General features: G+C 73.2%; 17 protein-coding genes. 8 read left to right on the top strand and 9 right to left on the bottom strand.

Annotated elements, in window-relative coordinates; all coding sequences use genetic code 11:
• Positions 1-64: 64 nt before the first annotated feature.
• Together G6R13_RS10630 and adhP are read left to right on the top strand one after the other, a co-directional pair.
• The gene (locus tag G6R13_RS10630) at positions 65-1,588 is read left to right on the top strand and encodes an aldehyde dehydrogenase family protein (protein ID WP_159833583.1); all 1,524 of its coding nucleotides are present in this window, start codon (positions 65-67) and stop codon (positions 1,586-1,588) included.
• A 53-nt stretch (positions 1,589-1,641) separates the two neighbouring features.
• Positions 1,642-2,673 (top strand): alcohol dehydrogenase AdhP, encoded by a 1,032-nt coding sequence (gene adhP / locus G6R13_RS10625; protein WP_159833581.1) that lies wholly within the window; start codon positions 1,642-1,644, stop codon positions 2,671-2,673.
• 154 nt (positions 2,674-2,827) lie between these two features.
• Here adhP and G6R13_RS10620 read toward each other — a convergent pair whose 3' ends face one another.
• A complete protein-coding gene (locus tag G6R13_RS10620) occupies positions 2,828-3,733 on the bottom strand; it encodes an alpha/beta fold hydrolase (protein ID WP_163721659.1) in 906 nt (301 codons plus the stop codon).
• A gap of 61 nt (positions 3,734-3,794) precedes the next feature.
• On the opposite strand from G6R13_RS10620, the gene G6R13_RS10615 reads away from it, so the two are divergent.
• The gene (locus G6R13_RS10615; protein WP_098094116.1) at positions 3,795-4,235 is read left to right on the top strand and encodes a hotdog fold thioesterase; all 441 of its coding nucleotides are present in this window, start codon (positions 3,795-3,797) and stop codon (positions 4,233-4,235) included.
• Positions 4,232-4,549 carry an antibiotic biosynthesis monooxygenase gene (locus G6R13_RS10610; RefSeq protein ID WP_061866781.1) on the top strand — a complete coding sequence of 106 codons (318 nt, stop codon included), beginning with the start codon at positions 4,232-4,234 and terminating at the stop codon, positions 4,547-4,549. Before G6R13_RS10615 ends, G6R13_RS10610 begins: the two co-directional genes overlap by 4 nt.
• A gap of 149 nt (positions 4,550-4,698) precedes the next feature.
• On the opposite strand, the gene G6R13_RS10605 is transcribed toward G6R13_RS10610, so the two are convergent.
• A complete protein-coding gene (locus G6R13_RS10605) occupies positions 4,699-5,256 on the bottom strand; it encodes an SRPBCC family protein (RefSeq protein WP_163721657.1) in 558 nt (185 codons plus the stop codon).
• A gap of 111 nt (positions 5,257-5,367) precedes the next feature.
• On the opposite strand from G6R13_RS10605, the gene G6R13_RS10600 reads away from it, so the two are divergent.
• Entirely contained in the window at positions 5,368-5,781 is a 414-nt protein-coding gene (locus tag G6R13_RS10600; RefSeq protein WP_036339561.1) for a DUF4259 domain-containing protein, read from the top strand.
• Positions 5,782-5,833: 52 nt separating this feature from the next.
• On the opposite strand, the gene G6R13_RS10595 is transcribed toward G6R13_RS10600, so the two are convergent.
• Genes G6R13_RS10595 through G6R13_RS10580 form a run of 4 tightly spaced genes read right to left on the bottom strand, consistent with a single transcriptional unit; the run spans position 5,834 to position 9,754 of the window.
• Positions 5,834-8,305, bottom strand: a complete 2,472-nt coding sequence (locus G6R13_RS10595; RefSeq protein WP_163721656.1) for a heavy metal translocating P-type ATPase — start codon at positions 8,303-8,305, stop codon at positions 5,834-5,836.
• 3 nt (positions 8,306-8,308) lie between these two features.
• The gene (locus tag G6R13_RS10590; RefSeq protein WP_069941384.1) at positions 8,309-8,527 is read right to left on the bottom strand and encodes a cation transporter; all 219 of its coding nucleotides are present in this window, start codon (positions 8,525-8,527) and stop codon (positions 8,309-8,311) included.
• Between the two features lie 41 nt (positions 8,528-8,568).
• Entirely contained in the window at positions 8,569-8,949 is a 381-nt protein-coding gene (locus G6R13_RS10585; protein WP_002856860.1) for a metal-sensitive transcriptional regulator, read from the bottom strand.
• Between the two features lie 10 nt (positions 8,950-8,959).
• Positions 8,960-9,754 carry a protein-tyrosine-phosphatase gene (locus tag G6R13_RS10580; RefSeq protein ID WP_163721654.1) on the bottom strand — a complete coding sequence of 265 codons (795 nt, stop codon included), beginning with the start codon at positions 9,752-9,754 and terminating at the stop codon, positions 8,960-8,962.
• A gap of 198 nt (positions 9,755-9,952) precedes the next feature.
• Here G6R13_RS10580 and G6R13_RS10575 point away from each other — a divergent pair, with 198 nt between their 5' ends.
• The gene (locus tag G6R13_RS10575; RefSeq protein WP_163721652.1) at positions 9,953-11,197 is read left to right on the top strand and encodes a chorismate-binding protein; all 1,245 of its coding nucleotides are present in this window, start codon (positions 9,953-9,955) and stop codon (positions 11,195-11,197) included.
• Between the two features lie 275 nt (positions 11,198-11,472).
• Here G6R13_RS10575 and G6R13_RS10570 read toward each other — a convergent pair whose 3' ends face one another.
• Complete coding sequence (locus G6R13_RS10570; RefSeq protein ID WP_223247481.1) at positions 11,473-11,745, bottom strand: hypothetical protein; 273 nt, start codon at positions 11,743-11,745, stop codon at positions 11,473-11,475.
• A 345-nt stretch (positions 11,746-12,090) separates the two neighbouring features.
• Here G6R13_RS10570 and G6R13_RS10565 point away from each other — a divergent pair, with 345 nt between their 5' ends.
• Both G6R13_RS10565 and rlmN read left to right on the top strand, forming a co-directional pair.
• On the top strand, positions 12,091-12,963 hold the full coding sequence (locus G6R13_RS10565) for an oxygenase MpaB family protein (protein ID WP_036316734.1): 873 nt from the start codon (positions 12,091-12,093) through the stop codon (positions 12,961-12,963).
• On the top strand, positions 12,956-14,353 hold the full coding sequence (gene rlmN, locus G6R13_RS10560; protein WP_036316732.1) for a 23S rRNA (adenine(2503)-C(2))-methyltransferase RlmN: 1,398 nt from the start codon (positions 12,956-12,958) through the stop codon (positions 14,351-14,353). The genes G6R13_RS10565 and rlmN overlap by 8 nt, the downstream gene beginning before the upstream one ends.
• A 75-nt stretch (positions 14,354-14,428) precedes the next feature.
• On the opposite strand, the gene G6R13_RS10555 is transcribed toward rlmN, so the two are convergent.
• Positions 14,429-14,911 carry a pyridoxamine 5'-phosphate oxidase family protein gene (locus G6R13_RS10555; protein ID WP_163721651.1) on the bottom strand — a complete coding sequence of 161 codons (483 nt, stop codon included), beginning with the start codon at positions 14,909-14,911 and terminating at the stop codon, positions 14,429-14,431.
• A gap of 64 nt (positions 14,912-14,975) precedes the next feature.
• The coding region (locus G6R13_RS10550; protein ID WP_163721650.1) for an integrase core domain-containing protein at positions 14,976-15,306 on the bottom strand (331 nt) is incomplete at its 5' end.

The following is a 15,306-nucleotide window of genomic DNA, read 5'->3' as shown; positions in this document are numbered from 1 at the left end:
GCGTCACAGCCACGGCAGGGCGTCACCCGGCGCCGAGGCAACCGCAGGCAAAGGAGCCAGCACCATGACCGTCTACGCATTCCCGGGCACCGAGGGAGCCAAGGTCGAGTTCAAGCCCCGCTACGAGCACTTCATCGGCGGCGAGTGGACACCCCCGGTCAAGGGCCAGTACTTCGAGAACGTCACGCCCGTGACGGGCAAGGTGTTCTGCGAGGTCGCCCGCGGCACGGCCGAGGACATCGACGCCGCCCTCGACGCCGCCTGGAAGGCCGCCCCGGCCTGGGGCGCCACCTCGCCGGCCGAGCGGGCGCTCGTGCTGCACCGCATCGCGGACCGCATGGAGGAGAACCTCGAGATGCTGGCGGTCGCGGAGACGTGGGACAACGGCAAGGCCGTCCGGGAGACCCTCAACGCGGACGTCCCGCTGGCCATCGACCACTTCCGGTACTTCGCGGGCGCGATCCGTGCACAGGAGGGCGGCCTGTCCCAGGTGGATGAGGACACCGTCGCCTACCACTTCCATGAGCCGCTCGGCGTGGTCGGCCAGATCATCCCGTGGAACTTCCCGCTGCTGATGGGGGTGTGGAAGCTGGCGCCCGCGCTGGCCGCGGGCAACGCCGTCGTGATCAAGCCCGCCGAGCAGACCCCGGCCTCGATCATGGTGTTCATCGAGCTGATCGCGGACCTGCTGCCGGCCGGCGTCGTCAACGTGATCAACGGCTTCGGCCTCGAGGCCGGCAAGCCGCTCGCGCAGTCGCCGCGCATCCGCAAGATCGCGTTCACGGGCGAGACGACGACGGGCCGGCTGATCATGCAGTACGCCTCGGAGAACATCATCCCGGTGACCCTGGAGCTGGGCGGCAAGTCGCCCAACGTCTTCTTCGAGGACGTCATGGCGGCCGACGACGCCTACTGGGACAAGGCGCAGGAGGGCTTCACCCTGTTCGCGCTGAACCAGGGCGAGGTCTGCACGTGCCCGTCGCGTGCGCTCGTGCAGGAGTCGATCGCGGAGAAGTTCCTCGATGCCGTCGTGGAGCGGACCTCGCGCATCGTCACCGGCAACCCGCTGGACACGGACGTGATGATGGGCGCCCAGGCCTCCAACGACCAGCTCGAGAAGATCACCTCCTACCTGGACATCGGCCGTCAGGAGGGCGCCGAGGTGCTGATCGGCGGCGCCCGCGCCGAGATGGAGGGCGAACTGGCCGGCGGCTACTACGTGCAGCCCACGATCTTCCGCGGGGACAACTCGATGCGCATCTTCCAGGAGGAGATCTTCGGGCCGGTGGTCTCGACGACCACGTTCACCGACTTCGACGACGCCATGCGGATCGCCAACGACACGCTCTACGGGCTCGGCGCCGGCGTGTGGTCCCGGAACGGCAACACCGCCTATCGCGCGGGCCGGGCGATCCAGGCCGGTCGCGTGTGGGTGAACAACTACCACGCCTACCCGGCCCACGCCGCGTTCGGCGGGTACAAGTCCTCCGGCATCGGCCGCGAGAACCACCTGATGATGCTCGACCACTACCAGCAGACCAAGAACCTGCTCGTCTCCTACTCCGAGGACAAGCTCGGGTTCTTCTGAGCCGGTGCCGGCACCGCACGACCCCCCTCCCCACTCCACGAAAGGTGATCCCCATGACCACGATGAAGGCAGCCGTCGTCACCCAGTTCGGCACAGAGGCCGACGTCACGGAGGTCGAGCGCCCGACGCCCGGCCAGCACCAAGCGCTCGTGAAGCTCATCTCCTCGGGCGTCTGCCACACGGACCTGCACGCGATGGAGGGTGACTGGCCGGTGAAGCCGACCCCGCCGTTCATCCCGGGCCACGAGGGCGTGGGCATCGTCGAGGAGGTCGGACCCGACGTCGAGAACCTCAAGGTCGGGGACATGGTCGGCAACGCGTGGCTGTGGGGCGCGTGCGGCCACTGCCAGTACTGCCGCACCGGGTGGGAGACCCTGTGCGAGGAGCAGATCAACGGCGGCTACTCCATGAACGGATCCTTCGGCGAGTACATGCTCGTGGACGCCCGCTACGCGCCCCTGATCCCCGAGGGCGCGGACCCGATGGAGGTCGGCCCGATCCTGTGCGCCGGCGTCACGGTGTACAAGGGGCTGAAGCAGACCGAGGTGCGGCCCGGGCAGTGGGTCGTGATCTCCGGCATCGGCGGCCTGGGGCACATCGCGGTGCAGTACGCCGTGGCGATGGGCATGCGCGTGGTGGCCGTGGACGTCGCGGACGACAAGCTGGCGCTCGCCTCCCGGCACGGCGCGGAGCTGACCGTGAACGCGAACGTCGCGGACCCCTCCGTGGAGATCCAGGAGAAGATCGGCGGCGCCCACGGCGTGCTCGTCACGGCCGTGCACCCGCAGGCGTTCGGCCAGGCCATCGCGATGACCCGCCGCGGCGGCACCATCGTGTTCAACGGCCTGCCCCCGGGCGACTTCCCCGCGCCGATCTTCGACATCGTCCTCAAGGGCCTGACCATCCGCGGCTCGATCGTGGGCACCCGGCAGGACATGGTCGAGGCACTCGAGTTCTACGCGGCCGGGAAGATCCACCCGACGTTCCACACCCGCCCGCTCACCGAGATCAACGACGTGTTCGACGAGATGCGCCACGGCAAGATCGAGGGCCGCGTCGTCATCGACTACGCGATGCAGGACTGACGTGCCGCCTGGGCATCCGCTGGGCGCGGGGTAGTATCGACACATCACACGCACCAGTGCGACGGCGGTCGTCCCGCCCGGAGATCCGGGCCGGGGCGGCCGCCGTCGTCGTCGCGGGGACGGGACGGGCCGCAGCGATTCCGGTGCGCGAGCCTCAGCGGGCCGCGGCCGGGGCGACGCCGTCGCGCAGCCACTCCAGCGTGGCCGGCCAGAAGGCCGGCGCGAACCGCGCGTGGAACAGTCCGAAGTGCCCGATCTCCGCCACACCGAGTTCCTCCGGTCGCACCCGCCAGCGCACCGTCCGTCGGCCCGGCGAGTAGGCGTCCGCGCGGTCGAGGGCGGCGCCGGTGCCGAAGTCGTCGTCCACGGGCGCCACGATCAGCGCGTCCGCCGTGAACGCGGCCAGACGACGGCGCAGCTCGTCCCGGCCGGCGGTGGTGCGGGCGCTCGCGGTGAAGTCGCGGCGACTGCGCGCCCAGTCCAGGGCGACCCCGCGCGGCAGGTCCTCGAGCCAGCCGAGCCGCCGCCCCGGGAAGTGCCCGCGGGCCAGCGTGATCGCCGGCATCGCCGCGTGCCAGCGCGCCCACATCCGCGCCCTCCCCGGCCGCGCCCGGTAGTCCCGCCAGTGGGCGTGCTGCCCGCCGACGGCCACGTGCCGGGCCACGTGACGCGCCTCGTCCGCGAGCCCGACGCCGAACCCGCCGAAGCTGTGGCCCACCGTCAGGAGGGGGCCGGGCAGGCGCGTCCGGGCCCAGCCGAGCACGGCGTCCGCGTCGAGGGCGCCCCAGTCCGCCCACCGCGCCCGCCGCGCCACGGCGAACGGCTCGCGGGACTCCCCGACACCCCGGTAGTCGAACGTGACCGCGTGGAACCCGTGGCTGGCCAGGAACTCGGCGTAGCGCCGGTAGTACGTGGCCTTCACCCCGGTCGCCGAGGCGATCACCACGGTGCCGGCAGGCGAGGCCGGGGGCGTCGTCGTCGTGGGGGCGAAGTGGCGGGCCGCGAGCACGAAGCCGTCGCGGGCGCGGAGGCGCACGGGGGTGGAGGTGGTCTGCGTCACGCCGCCACCCTAGGCGCGGGGCGGCGCGACCTGCGACACAGACCTGCGACACAATGGGCCCATGACTGAGACCCCCCAGAGCTCGTCCGGCCAGAGCCGGGACGAGATCCTCGCCCGCCTCGAGGAGATCTACGCGAACGACCCCGCGGTGCGGGAGCACGGCGTCACCCTCGGCGAGGTGGCCGAGGGGCGCGTGGTGCTGCACCGCGACGTCACCGCGGACATGGTGAACTCCCACGAGATCTGCCACGGCGGCTTCCTGTTCCACCTCGCGGACTCGGCGCTGGCGTACTGCGTGGCGACCTTCGGCGCCGCCCCCGTCACCCGGCGCGCCGAGATCACCTACGTGGCGCCCGCCAGGCTCGGCGCGCACCTCGTGGCGACCGCCCGCCAGTCGGTGGAGTTCGGCCGCGACCGCATGATCGAGGTCGGCATCGAGGCGGACGGCCAGCTCGTCGCCTGGTTCACCGGCCACTCCACGAGCCCGCGGGCGCGCGCGTGAGCGCCGGGCAGGACGCGACGACGGCCGGGCCGGTCGTCGAGTCGGTGGAGCTGCACGTGGCCGCGGGGGCGGAGGCGGCGTTCGAGGCCGCCGTCGCCGAGGCCGAGCCGCTGTTCCGGGACGGGGGCGCGACGTCCTTCGCACTGTCCCGGCAGGTGGAGGACCCGGCGCACTACCGGCTGCTGATCGGCTGGCGCACGCTCGAGGACCACACCGTGGCCTTCCGCGAGTCCGACGCGTTCCTCGCGTGGCGTGCGCTCGTCACCCCGCACCTGGCGCAGCCGCCGGCCGCGACCCACTGGTCCGCCGTCTGACCCCCGCACCCCCCGCTTTCGTTCGGGAAACGGCGGTCGTCAGCGCGTTTTCGTTCGAGAAACGGCGCGAGGGCCGACCGTTTCCCGAACGAAAGTGCCCGACACGCCGCCGTTTCCCGAACGAAAGTGCCGACTGAGACGCGGTCGGTTCAGAGGTGGCGGCCCGCCAGCCGCGTGAGGCTCGACTGGATGCCCCGCCCGTTGTCCGCCGGCACGCGCAGCAGCTCGTACGCGCGGCGCACGGCCGGCCGGGCCCACGAGTAGTCGAAGGTCTCGGTGACCTCGGTGGTGCCGTCCCCGTTGTCCTGGAACGCCCAGCGCCACCGGTGTCCGCCCGGGTGGGCCCACTCCACGAGCTCGTCCTCGTCCACGGCGGTGGCGGTCAGCGTCATCGTGTACGGCACCCCGTACTTCCGCATGGCCACGCGGAACCGGTCGCCCACGGCCAGCCGGTGCGGCCCGCTCACCTTCGGCCGCACGGTCCCGGACCCGTCCGCCTCGTGATGGCGGTGCGGGTCCGCGAGCATCGCCCACAGCTCGTGCGCCGGCGCGGCCACGGTGACCCGGTAGGACACCTGGTGCTCGCCGGTCTCCACGCGCTCGGGCCACGCCGCCTGCGGGGCGGCCTGCGGCAGCCCGGACGACGACGGCGCGGCGGCGGGCCGGGTCTCGGGGGTGGCGGACGAGGGGGTCGGCTCGGTGCTCATGCCGCCCAGTCTAGGAACCGCCGCGGACACCGGAAGCGGAGGCGACGGCACCCCTCGGCGGGACACCACAGGACTCTTGCCGGGGGCCCGCCCCGGGCCTAGGGTCAGGTCATGGGCGCATGGGGCAGAAACGTCTTCCAGAACGACACGGCGCTGGACATCGTGGACGAGGTCCTCGACGGTACCTTCGACCTCGACGAGTTCCGCAGGAACTTCCGTCGCGACGAGGACGAGGGCTACCTGACCGCGAGCCAGGGCGCCGCACTCCTCACCCTCGGGGCGCTCGTGCGGATCGCTCGGAACGAGGACCACGCGGACCTCGAGGCCCTGCTCGAGCACGCGGAGGCGGACGAGGTGGACCTCACCGCCTTCATCGGCCAGTTCTCGGACGAGGACATCGAGACCCTGCGCGAGCTGATCGGCGTGGTCATCCGCGAGCCCTCCTGCTCCGAGCTCTACCAGCTCTGGGAGGAGTCCGGGGAGCTCGAGCAGTGGCTCGAGTACTCCCGCGAATGCCTGCCCTGACCGGCCGGCCGGCCGGCCGGGGTGGACCCGGCTCGGCCGGCCCCGCCCCGGCTCACCGCGCGTAGCGGGTGAGCCGCAGCGAGTTCAGCACCACGAGCACGCTCGAGGCCGCCATCGCGCCGCCGGCGATCATCGGGTTGAGCAGGCCCAGGGCCGCGACCGGGATGCCGAGCACGTTGTAGGCGAACGCCCAGAACAGGTTCATCCGGATGATCCCCAGCGTGCGGCGGCTCAGGTCGAGCGCCTGGACCACCTGGTGCAGGTCGTCGCCCATCACGGTGATCTGCGCGGCCTCGCGGGCCACGTCCGTGCCGGAGCCCATCGCGATGCCCATGTCCGCGGCAGCCAGGGCCGGGGCGTCGTTGACGCCGTCGCCGACCATGGCCACCACGTGACCCTCGGACTGGAGCCGGCGGACCACGTCCACCTTGTCCTCGGGGCGCACGCCGGCCACCACGTCCTCGGCCGGGATCCCGACGGCGGCCGCCACCTGGGCGGCGACGGCGGCGTTGTCGCCGGTCACCAGCAGCGGGCGCAGGCCCATCTGCCGCAGGCGGGCGATCGCGTCGGCGGAGGTGTCCTTCACGGTGTCCCGGACGGACAGGACGCCCGCCACGCGGCCGCCGACCGCGACCCACACGGCCGTGGCGCCGGCCTGCTCCGCGGCCTCGAACGCGGCCCGGTGCTCGGCGGGGATGCCGCCGTCGAGGGCGGTCTCGAGGACGGAGCCGCGGCCGACGGCCACGCGGACCGGATCCGGGCCGGCGGCGCCGTGCGCGCCGGAGCCGGGTGCGCCGTCGTCGTGGGGGAGGGCGACCAGCCCGGACACGCCGCCGCCGGCCGTGGAGGCGAAGTCCGCCACGCCGGGCACGGTCAGGCCACGCTCCTCGGCGCCGGCCACGATCGCGCGGGCGATCGGGTGCTCGGACCCGCGCTCGACGGCGGCCGCCAGGGTCAGCAGGACGTCGGCGGCCTGGTCCGGCGCCGTTTCGTCAACGAAAGCGCTCCGGGAGGCGCCCGTTTCGGCCACGAAAGCGGGGTCGAGGACGAGCACGTCCGCCAGCGCCATGCGGCCCTCGGTCACGGTGCCGGTCTTGTCCAGCACGATCGTGTCCACGGTGCGCGAGTCCTCGAGCACCTCGGGGCCGCGGATGAGGATGCCCAGCTGCGCGGCGCGGCCGGTGCCGGCCAGCAGGCCGACCGGGGTCGCCAGGCCGAGGGCGCACGGGCACGCGATCACGAGCACGGCCACGCCGGCGCGCAGCGCGGACGGCAGGTCGCCGGTCACGATCATCCACACCGCGAAGGTCAGCACGGCGATCCCGAGCACGATCGGCACGAACACGGCGGAGATGCGGTCGGCCAACCGGGCCACGCGCGCCTTGCCGGTCTGCGCCTCGGAGACGAGCCGCCCCATCTGGGCGAGCGTCGTGTCCGAGCCGACCCGCGTCGCGCGGGCCACGAGCCGGCCCGAGGTGTTCAGGGTGGCGCCGGTGAGGGCGTCCCCGGGGCCGACCTCCACGGGCACGGACTCGCCGGTGAGCAGGGAAGCGTCCACGGCCGAGGTGCCCTCGAGCACCTCGGCGTCCGTGGGCACCTTCTCGCCGGGGCGGATCAGCACGACGTCGCCCGGCGCGAGGGACTCGGCGGGCACCGTGCGCTCGTCGTGGGTCTCGGGGTCGTAGAGGGTGGCCTGGGCCGCGCCCAGGTCCAGGAGGGCCCGCAGCGCGGCGCCGGCCTCCCGCTTGGCGCGGGCCTCGAGCCAGCGGCCCAGCAGCAGGAACGTGGTGATGACCGCGGCCGTCTCGAAGTACAGGCTGTGGTGGGCCATCTCCGCCATGGTCCCGCCCACGTGGGCGGTCATGTCCGGCGCCAGGATCAGCTCCACGGCCGAGAAGGAGAAGGAGACGAGCACGCCCAGGGACACGAGGGTGTCCATCGTGGACGAGCCGTGCCGGGCCGCGCGGAACGCCGCCGAGTGGAACGGCCACGCCGCCCACAGCGCCACGGGCGCCGCCAGGGCGAACGCGACCCAGCCCCAGTGCGGGAACTGCAGCGCCGGGACCATGGAGATCAGCACGAGCGGCACCGTCAGCACCGCCGCGCCGATCAGGCGCGGTGTGAGCACGTCCTCACTCGGACCGTGGGCCATGTGGTCGTGGTGGTCCACGCCGTCATGGTCCGCGGCATGCTCCTCGCCGTGCTCCTCGCCGTGCTCGGAGGTGTGCGCGTGCCCGGCGTGTCCGGCGTGTCCGGCCGGCGGGGCGGGACGGCGCACGGTGGCGCCGTACCCGGCCTTCTCGACGGCGGCCACGAGCTCCTCGTCCGACACGCCGGCGGGCGCGGTGACGGTGGCCTGTTCGAGCGGCAGGTTCACGGACGCCGTGACGCCCTCGAGCTTGCCCAGCTTGCGCTCGACGCGACCCACGCACGAGGCGCAGGTCATGCCGGTGACGTCCAGGTCGACGCGGCGGGTGGTCTCGGTTTGCGGGCCGGCCGGGGTGGAGGAGGCGGGGTGGGTCATGGGTCAGGCCCCCACCAGCGTGTAGCCGGCCTCCTCGACGGCGGCGCGCGCGGCGGCGGGGTCGAGGGGGCCCTCGGAGGTGACGGTGGCGGTGGAGACGCCCCCGGCGTTCAGGTCCACGTCCACGGCGGAGACGCCGGCGATCTCGCCGAGCTCCTCCTGGACGGAGGCGACGCAGTGGCCGCAGGTCATGCCGGTGATCTTCAGGTCGGTGGTGGTCATCTCGTGCTCCTCGTGCGGTGGTGGGTGGGCGACGGCGCCGGTCAGCGCAGCAGGCGGCCGAGGGCGGCCGTCGCCTCGGCGACCTTCTCGTCGATGAGCTCGGTGCGGCCTTCCGCCTCGGCCTGCACCGCGGCCTCCGCCACGCAGTGACGCAGGTGCTCCGAGGTGAGGTTCAGGCTGAGGGACTGCAGCGCCTTCGTGACGGCGGCGACCTGCGTGAGGACGTCGATGCAGTACACGTCCTCGTCCACCATGCGGTGGAGGCCGCGCACCTGCCCCTCGATGCGGCGCAGTCGAGCGAGGTGCTTCGCCTTGTCCCGGTGCACCTCGTGCGGGGGCCGGTGGCCGTCGCAGGCGTCCGCCGCGGCGGACGGAAGGGGCGAGGCGGCGGCGGGCGCCGTCGTCGTGCTGTCCGTGCTCATACCCCCTGTTCTATACCCCAGGGGGGTATAGGTCAAGGGGTCGGCCGACGCGGGTGCCCTCCTCCGGCAGCGGGGTGGCGGCTTCGCCCAGATCGGCGATCAGGCCGCGGACCTCCAGGTCCAGGGCGTCGCGCACGCCGCGCACCTGCTCGAGGCTCATGCCGCGGATCGACGGCACGGACCACTTGTGCACCTGTGCGCCCTCGGGGATCTCGAACGGATCCGCGCCGTCGAAGAGCACCACGATCTCGGCGGCCCGGAGCACGTCCGGGTCCAGGCCCTTGGTGTACGTGTGGTGCAGCGGGATGCCGATCTCGTTCATCGCCTCGAACGCGGTGGAGATGACCTCGCCGGCGGGCTCCGTGCCGGCCGAGCGGGCCCTGACCTCGCCGTGGGTGCGGTTCTCGAGCAGGGCCGCGGCCATCTGCGAGCGGCCGGCGTTGCCGTGGCAGACGAACAGCACACGCGGGTGGCGGGACTCGATGCTGCCCTGGTTGATCGCCCTGGCGCGCAGGCGCGAGGCGGCATGCTGCACCGAGATGGTCGGCAGCATCTCCGGGTGGCGGCTCGTCTCGGCGAGCTCGGCGTAGGAGTCGAACAGGAGCTGACGCACCGTCGCCTCGTCGGCCACGCCGGGGAAGCGCGCCATCAGCGGCCCGACCTCGCGCTCGAGCACGTGCGCGGCCATCCCGTGCGGCACGGGGTCCACCGCGGCGGGGATGTCCGGCGCGGCCGTCGTGTCCAGCGGCATGTCGTCCACCGCCGGTGCGTGATCGGCGTGGGGGTCCGGGGGGATGGGGGTCATGGTGCGAGTCCTCCGGGGAAGGCGGTCGGCTGAACGCGAGGTGAACGGGTGCCCCCACCCTGCGACGTCGGGTGTGCCGGCGCAAGCCTTGACGGGATCCCTCCGCGCCCGACGACGCTGCTCGCCGCCGTCGTCGGGGCGGTGGCCGACGCCCGGGCCCGGAGCGGGGGTCCGCCGAGGTGGGAGAGAATGGGGGCCATGTCTGTCCGCTCCCTGCTCCCGGACCTCGGCGCCCCCGCGACCGGGGCCCCCGAGGCCGCCGTCCCCCCGTTCGCCCGGGCGGTGCTGTGGGCGCACGGGGACGACGCGTGGCGGGGCGAGGGCGGCTGGACCGTGCTCCTGGACGGCACCGACCGGCTCCGCCGACTCTCCGCGCTGTGGCAGACCGCCGTCGCCGGGCGACCGGACCCGACGGCCCCGCTGCGGGGCTGGATCTCCTCGACCTTCGCCGACGACTCGCCTGAGCCCGCGGTCCTGCGCATCCCCGCGGATCTGCGCCGCGCCACGCCGTCCGGCGTGCGAGACGTGGCCCAGCACGTGGACGCGGACGCGCTCGCAGCCGCCGTCGCCGCGGACCGCGGAGCCCGGCTGCTGGCCGACGGCGAGGTGCCCCTGCCCGCCGACGTCGCCGACCATGCCTGGGACGACGCCGGCTACGCGGCCGGGGTGCGCGAGCTGCTGACGCGGATGGCCGACTCGGGCGGGGAGCTGGCGAAGGTCGTGATCAGCCGCACGATGACCGTCCCCGCGGACGACGCCGACCTGTGGCGGGCGATCGGGGCGCTGCGCCGCGAGTACCCGCAGACCTGGGTGTTCGCCGTCGGCGGGCTGCTGGGCGCCACGCCCGAGGTCCTCGCCACGCGGCACGCGGGGCTCGTGGGCTCGCGGGTGCTGGCGGGGTCCATGCCGCGCGGCGCGGACGAGGAGGAGGACGCCGCGCTGCGGGAGCGTCTGGCCTCTGATCCGCGGCTGGCGGAGGAGCATCGCTGGGCGGCGCGGTCGGTGCTGGACGCGCTGGCGCCCGTCGTCGACCTCGCCGACGACGACCCCGCGCCCACCGTCCTGACCCTGCCGAACGTGCACCACCTGGCCACGTCCGTGCGCGGCCGGCTGCGGGACGGGCGGGGGACCGTGCTGGACGTGGTGGCCGCGCTGCATCCGACGGCGGCCGTCGGCGGGACCCCCACGCCGGACGCGGTGAGGGTGATCGCGGAGGTCGAGCCCGTGGACCGCGGCCGCTATGCGGGCCCGGTCGGGTGGCTCGACCAGGACGGCGACGGCGAGATCGCCCTGGCGCTGCGCTGTGGCCAGCAGGTGCCCGGCGGGGTGCGGCTGCAGGCCGGGGGCGGGATGGTCCCGGGAGCGGTGCCCGAGGAGGAGGTCACGGAGATCCGGGCCAAGTTCCTGCCGATGCGCCGAGCGCTGGGCGTCGCCGCGGACTGAGGCCTCCCGTGCCGTGCCCCCCCGTTCGCGTCACCCACGCTTTCGTGTAGGAAACGGCGGCGTGTCGCGGTGCTTTTGTGTGAGAAACGGCGCCGCACCTCGGAGTCGCGTGGGCGTCGATGGAACGGCGCCCCGGAGCGTTCACGCCGTTTCCCGAACGAAAGCGTTCTGGCACCCGCCGTTTCCCGAACGAAAGCGTCCGGGGAGGCGAGAAGACCCGCCGGCCACGGCCCCTCGCGGGGCGGGCCGACGGGTCTTCGCGTCGGTGTGGGGGATCAGGCGGCGACGGCCATGGCCTCGTGGGCCGGCGTCGTGGCCTGGAGGCGGCGGGTGGCCTCGCGCTCGGCGAGGGCCGGCAGGAAGGTGGTGATGCGGGCGCCGCGCTTGAGGTCGGCGACGACCTCGCGGACGACCGAGCGGACGGTCTCGGCGGTGACGGTGCCCTCGAAGCGGCGGAGGAGGGTCTCCTCGACGCGCTGGAGCACGTGGCGCTGCATGAGGGGGCTCGGGGCGGTGGGCAGGTGGTGGCTGGTCGTGTTGATGCTCACGGTGAGCACCTCCTTCGGTTGCCGGACCACGAGTCCGGCGGATCGTCGCGGCGGGGCCGCGGGTGATGAGTTCGGTGGAGTCCCGACCTCGCGTTCCGTAAACGCTAGGTGAACTGCTTGTGAACAAGTTTACAGATTTCCTCCCAGAGTGCAACTCCGTGTTCACCAACGTGACCTGAGGCACTCCGCCACACATGCCTGGATGGCGCAAAATCAGCGCAATCATGCGGTTTTCGGATCGAGGTGCCACGAGCGGCAGGCGAACAGCAAGATGAACAGAAGGTGAACGGCACCGTTCATCTTGGCTCCCTGCCCCTCCGCCCGGTCCGGTGCGAGGCTGGGACCATGCGCCCCGACCGCCACTCCGCCCCGACCTCCGCGGCCGCCCTCGCCCGCGAGGCCGTGATCCTCGCCGGTGCCGGTGCGGCGATCCTGCTCCAGGTGGCGCACCGGCCGGTGGGGGCCGGCGTCGCCGTCCACTCCCGGTTCACCGAGGACCCGATGCGCCGGCTCCGCCACACGCTCGCCTACATCTACGCGGTCACCCTCCCCGAGGCCGCGCCGTTGCGCGACGCGGTCGTCGACCGGGTGCGGGCGGCGCACCGCCCGGTCCGCGGGCTCGACGCCGGAGGCCACCCCTACGACGCCGCCGACCCGGACGCCCAGCTCTGGGTGGCCGCCACCCTCTATGCGATGGGGGAGCAGGTGCGCCGCCGGATGTGGGGCGCCCTCGACGCCGAGGACGCCGACCGCCTCTACCGCGGGTACGCCCCGCTCGCCACGAGCCTCGAGGTCCCCGCCTCCGCCTGGCCGGTCGACCGCGCAGCGTTTGCGGACTACTGGGACGACCGGGTGGCCCGGCTCGAGGTCACGGACGACGCGCGGCGGGTCGCCGCCGACCTGTTCTCCGGCCAGGGCGTCCCCGCGCCGCTGCGGGCGGCTATGCCCCTGGCCCGGTTCGTCACCGCCGGTCTCCTCCCAGGCCGCGTGCGCGCCGGCCTCGGCTGGTCCTGGACTGGGCGGGACTCCGTCCGGGAGGCACGCCTCTGGGGGCTGGCGCGCACCCTGTACCGGCCGCTGCCGGCGACGGTGCGCGGCGTCGTCGTCCGCTGGGTCCTGCGGGGGCTGCCCCGGATGCCGGAGCTGGGCGACGCCGTCGCCGTGAGAGCGACCCGCCGCGATGTCCGCTCCGTCTGGGAGAATGGTGGCGATGTCTGACTACCAGCCCCGCCGCCCCGGATCGAAGTCCACCCCGAACCGCCAGAGGGACCGCGCCGGAAAGCCGGCCCTCGGCCGCCCCGAGCGCGGCCTGATCGACGAGTCCGAGGCGCGCCAGCTCGCCGAGGACCGGGAGCGCATGCGCCGCGCCGGCGTCGGCCACCAGCTCTCCGCGCCCAAGCGCCGCGAGGCCGCCACCGCCGAGCGGCCCCAGGTGATGCCGAAGACCGAGGGCTGGACCCAGCCGATGGGCCCGGACGGCCGACCGCAGCTGCAGTTCAAGCAGCCGCGCGTCTCCCAACCGCCCACCCACCTGGCCGACCTCACGCTGAAGGAGCGGCAGGAGAAGGCCAAGGAGATCGGGCTGCCCGCGTTCCGTGCCAAGCAGCTCTCGGTGCACTACTTCGAGCACTACACCACCGATCCGGAGCAGATGACGGACCTGCCCAAGGACAAGCGGGAGGCGATCGCGGAGGCGTTCTTCCCGCCGCTGCTCACCGAGGTCCGGCGCATGGAGACCGACCGCGGGGACACCGTCAAATTCCTGTGGCGGCTGTTCGACGGCGCGCTCGTGGAGTCCGTGCTGATGCGGTACCCCGGTCGCGTGACGCTGTGCGTGTCCAGCCAGGCCGGCTGCGGCATGAACTGCCCGTTCTGCGCCACGGGCCAGGCCGGGCTGACCCGCAACATGTCCACGGCGGAGATCGTGGAGCAGATCGTGCTGGCCAACCAGGTGATCGCCCAGGGCGGGCTGGGCGGCAAGCGCAAGGACGGCGGGCACGACGCCGACCGCGTCACCAACGTCGTGTTCATGGGCATGGGCGAGCCCCTGGCCAACTACAAGCGCGTGATGGCCGCCGTGCACCGCATGGTGGACCCCTCGCCCGAGGGCCTGGGGATGTCCGCGCGGAACATCACGCTGTCCACCGTGGGCCTGGTGCCGGCCATCCGAAAGCTGGCCGAGGAGGGCGTGCCGCTGACGTTCGCGCTGTCCCTGCACGCGCCGGACGACGAGCTGCGCGACGAGCTGATCCCGGTGAACTCGCGCTGGAAGGCAGACGAGGCGATCGACGCCGCGTACGACTACTTCGTGGCCACCGGCCGCCGGGTGTCCATCGAGTACGCGCTCATCAAGGACATGAACGACCACGCGTGGCGTGCCGACCTGCTGGCCAAGAAGCTCAACGCCCGTGGCAAGGGCTGGGTGCACGTGAACCCGATCCCGCTGAACCCGACGCCGGGCTCCATCTGGACCGCCTCGGAGAAGGACGTGACGCGCGAGTTCGTGGACCGGCTCAACGCCGCCGGCATCCCCACCACCCTGCGCGACACCCGTGGCAAGGAGATCGACGGCGCGTGCGGCCAGCTGGCGGCCGAGGACGTGGACTGACGTCCCGAGGCCCCGCGCGCGGCGCTCACCGGCCCCTCCGCGGGCGAGTCGCGAGGCCGGCGTCGGGAGGCGCCGTCAGAAGCGGACGGTCTCGCTGTCGCCCGGGTGGGCCTCGCCGCCGGTGACCTTGGCCTTCACCATCTCGACGGCGGTGGCCACCGCGCCCGGGGACTCCCAGAACTGGGCGGTGTTCACGTCCACGCGCACGAGCACGATCTGCGGATCCTCGGGGCTCGAGCCCTCACCGAAGAACGCCTCGGTGGCGGAGTTCCAGAACTCCTTCTTGCGGGCGTCGTCGCGGACGAGCTGACCGTGGCCCGCGAGGGAGGCCCAGAAGTCCTTGTCCTGGACGGCGACGTTGACCGGGCGCTGCGGGGCGTCCGCGGCGACGTCGGAGGTGGAGCGCGTCATGAACCAGAGCGTGCCGCCGTCCTCGGCCTGCTGCAGGCCCATCGGGCGGGTGACGAGCGTGCCGTCCGCCTCGGCGGTGGTCAGCATGCAGACGTGCACCTTCGCGAGCTTCTCGAGCAGATGGGTGCGGGGATCCTGGGTGCCCATGGCGTGACTCCTTCGTCGTCGGGTGCCGGCGCCCTGATGTGGCCACCGGCTCGTACCACCGACCCTAGGTGTAGGAGGGCATGACGTTGTTGACTCGGGTCGGTGCCAGTGAGGCCGGCGGGGCGTCTCCGCAGGAGGTATGAGGCCGATGGTAGTTGTAGTGGTTCACCCACACCGCCAGGGCCTCACGCCGAGCTTGCTCTGAGGAGTACGGGCGGGCGTAGAGGACCTCATCGACCATCAGCCGGTTGTAGCGTTCGACCTTCCCGTTATGGCGCGGGGTGTAGGGTCGGATCCGGTGATGCCGGCCCCCGAGCGAGACCACCTTCGCGGTGAAGTCCGCAGCCCGATAGTTGTTCCCGTTGTCCGTGATCACCCGGTCCACGGTGATGCCG

It is taken from the genome of Micrococcus sp. Alg238-R198 (assembly GCF_900537135.1).
Taxonomy (GTDB): Bacteria; Actinomycetota; Actinomycetes; order Actinomycetales; family Micrococcaceae; genus Micrococcus; species Micrococcus luteus.
Note: the sequence above shows the minus strand (reverse complement) of the source record. Positions and strands in the feature narration are given on the sequence as shown.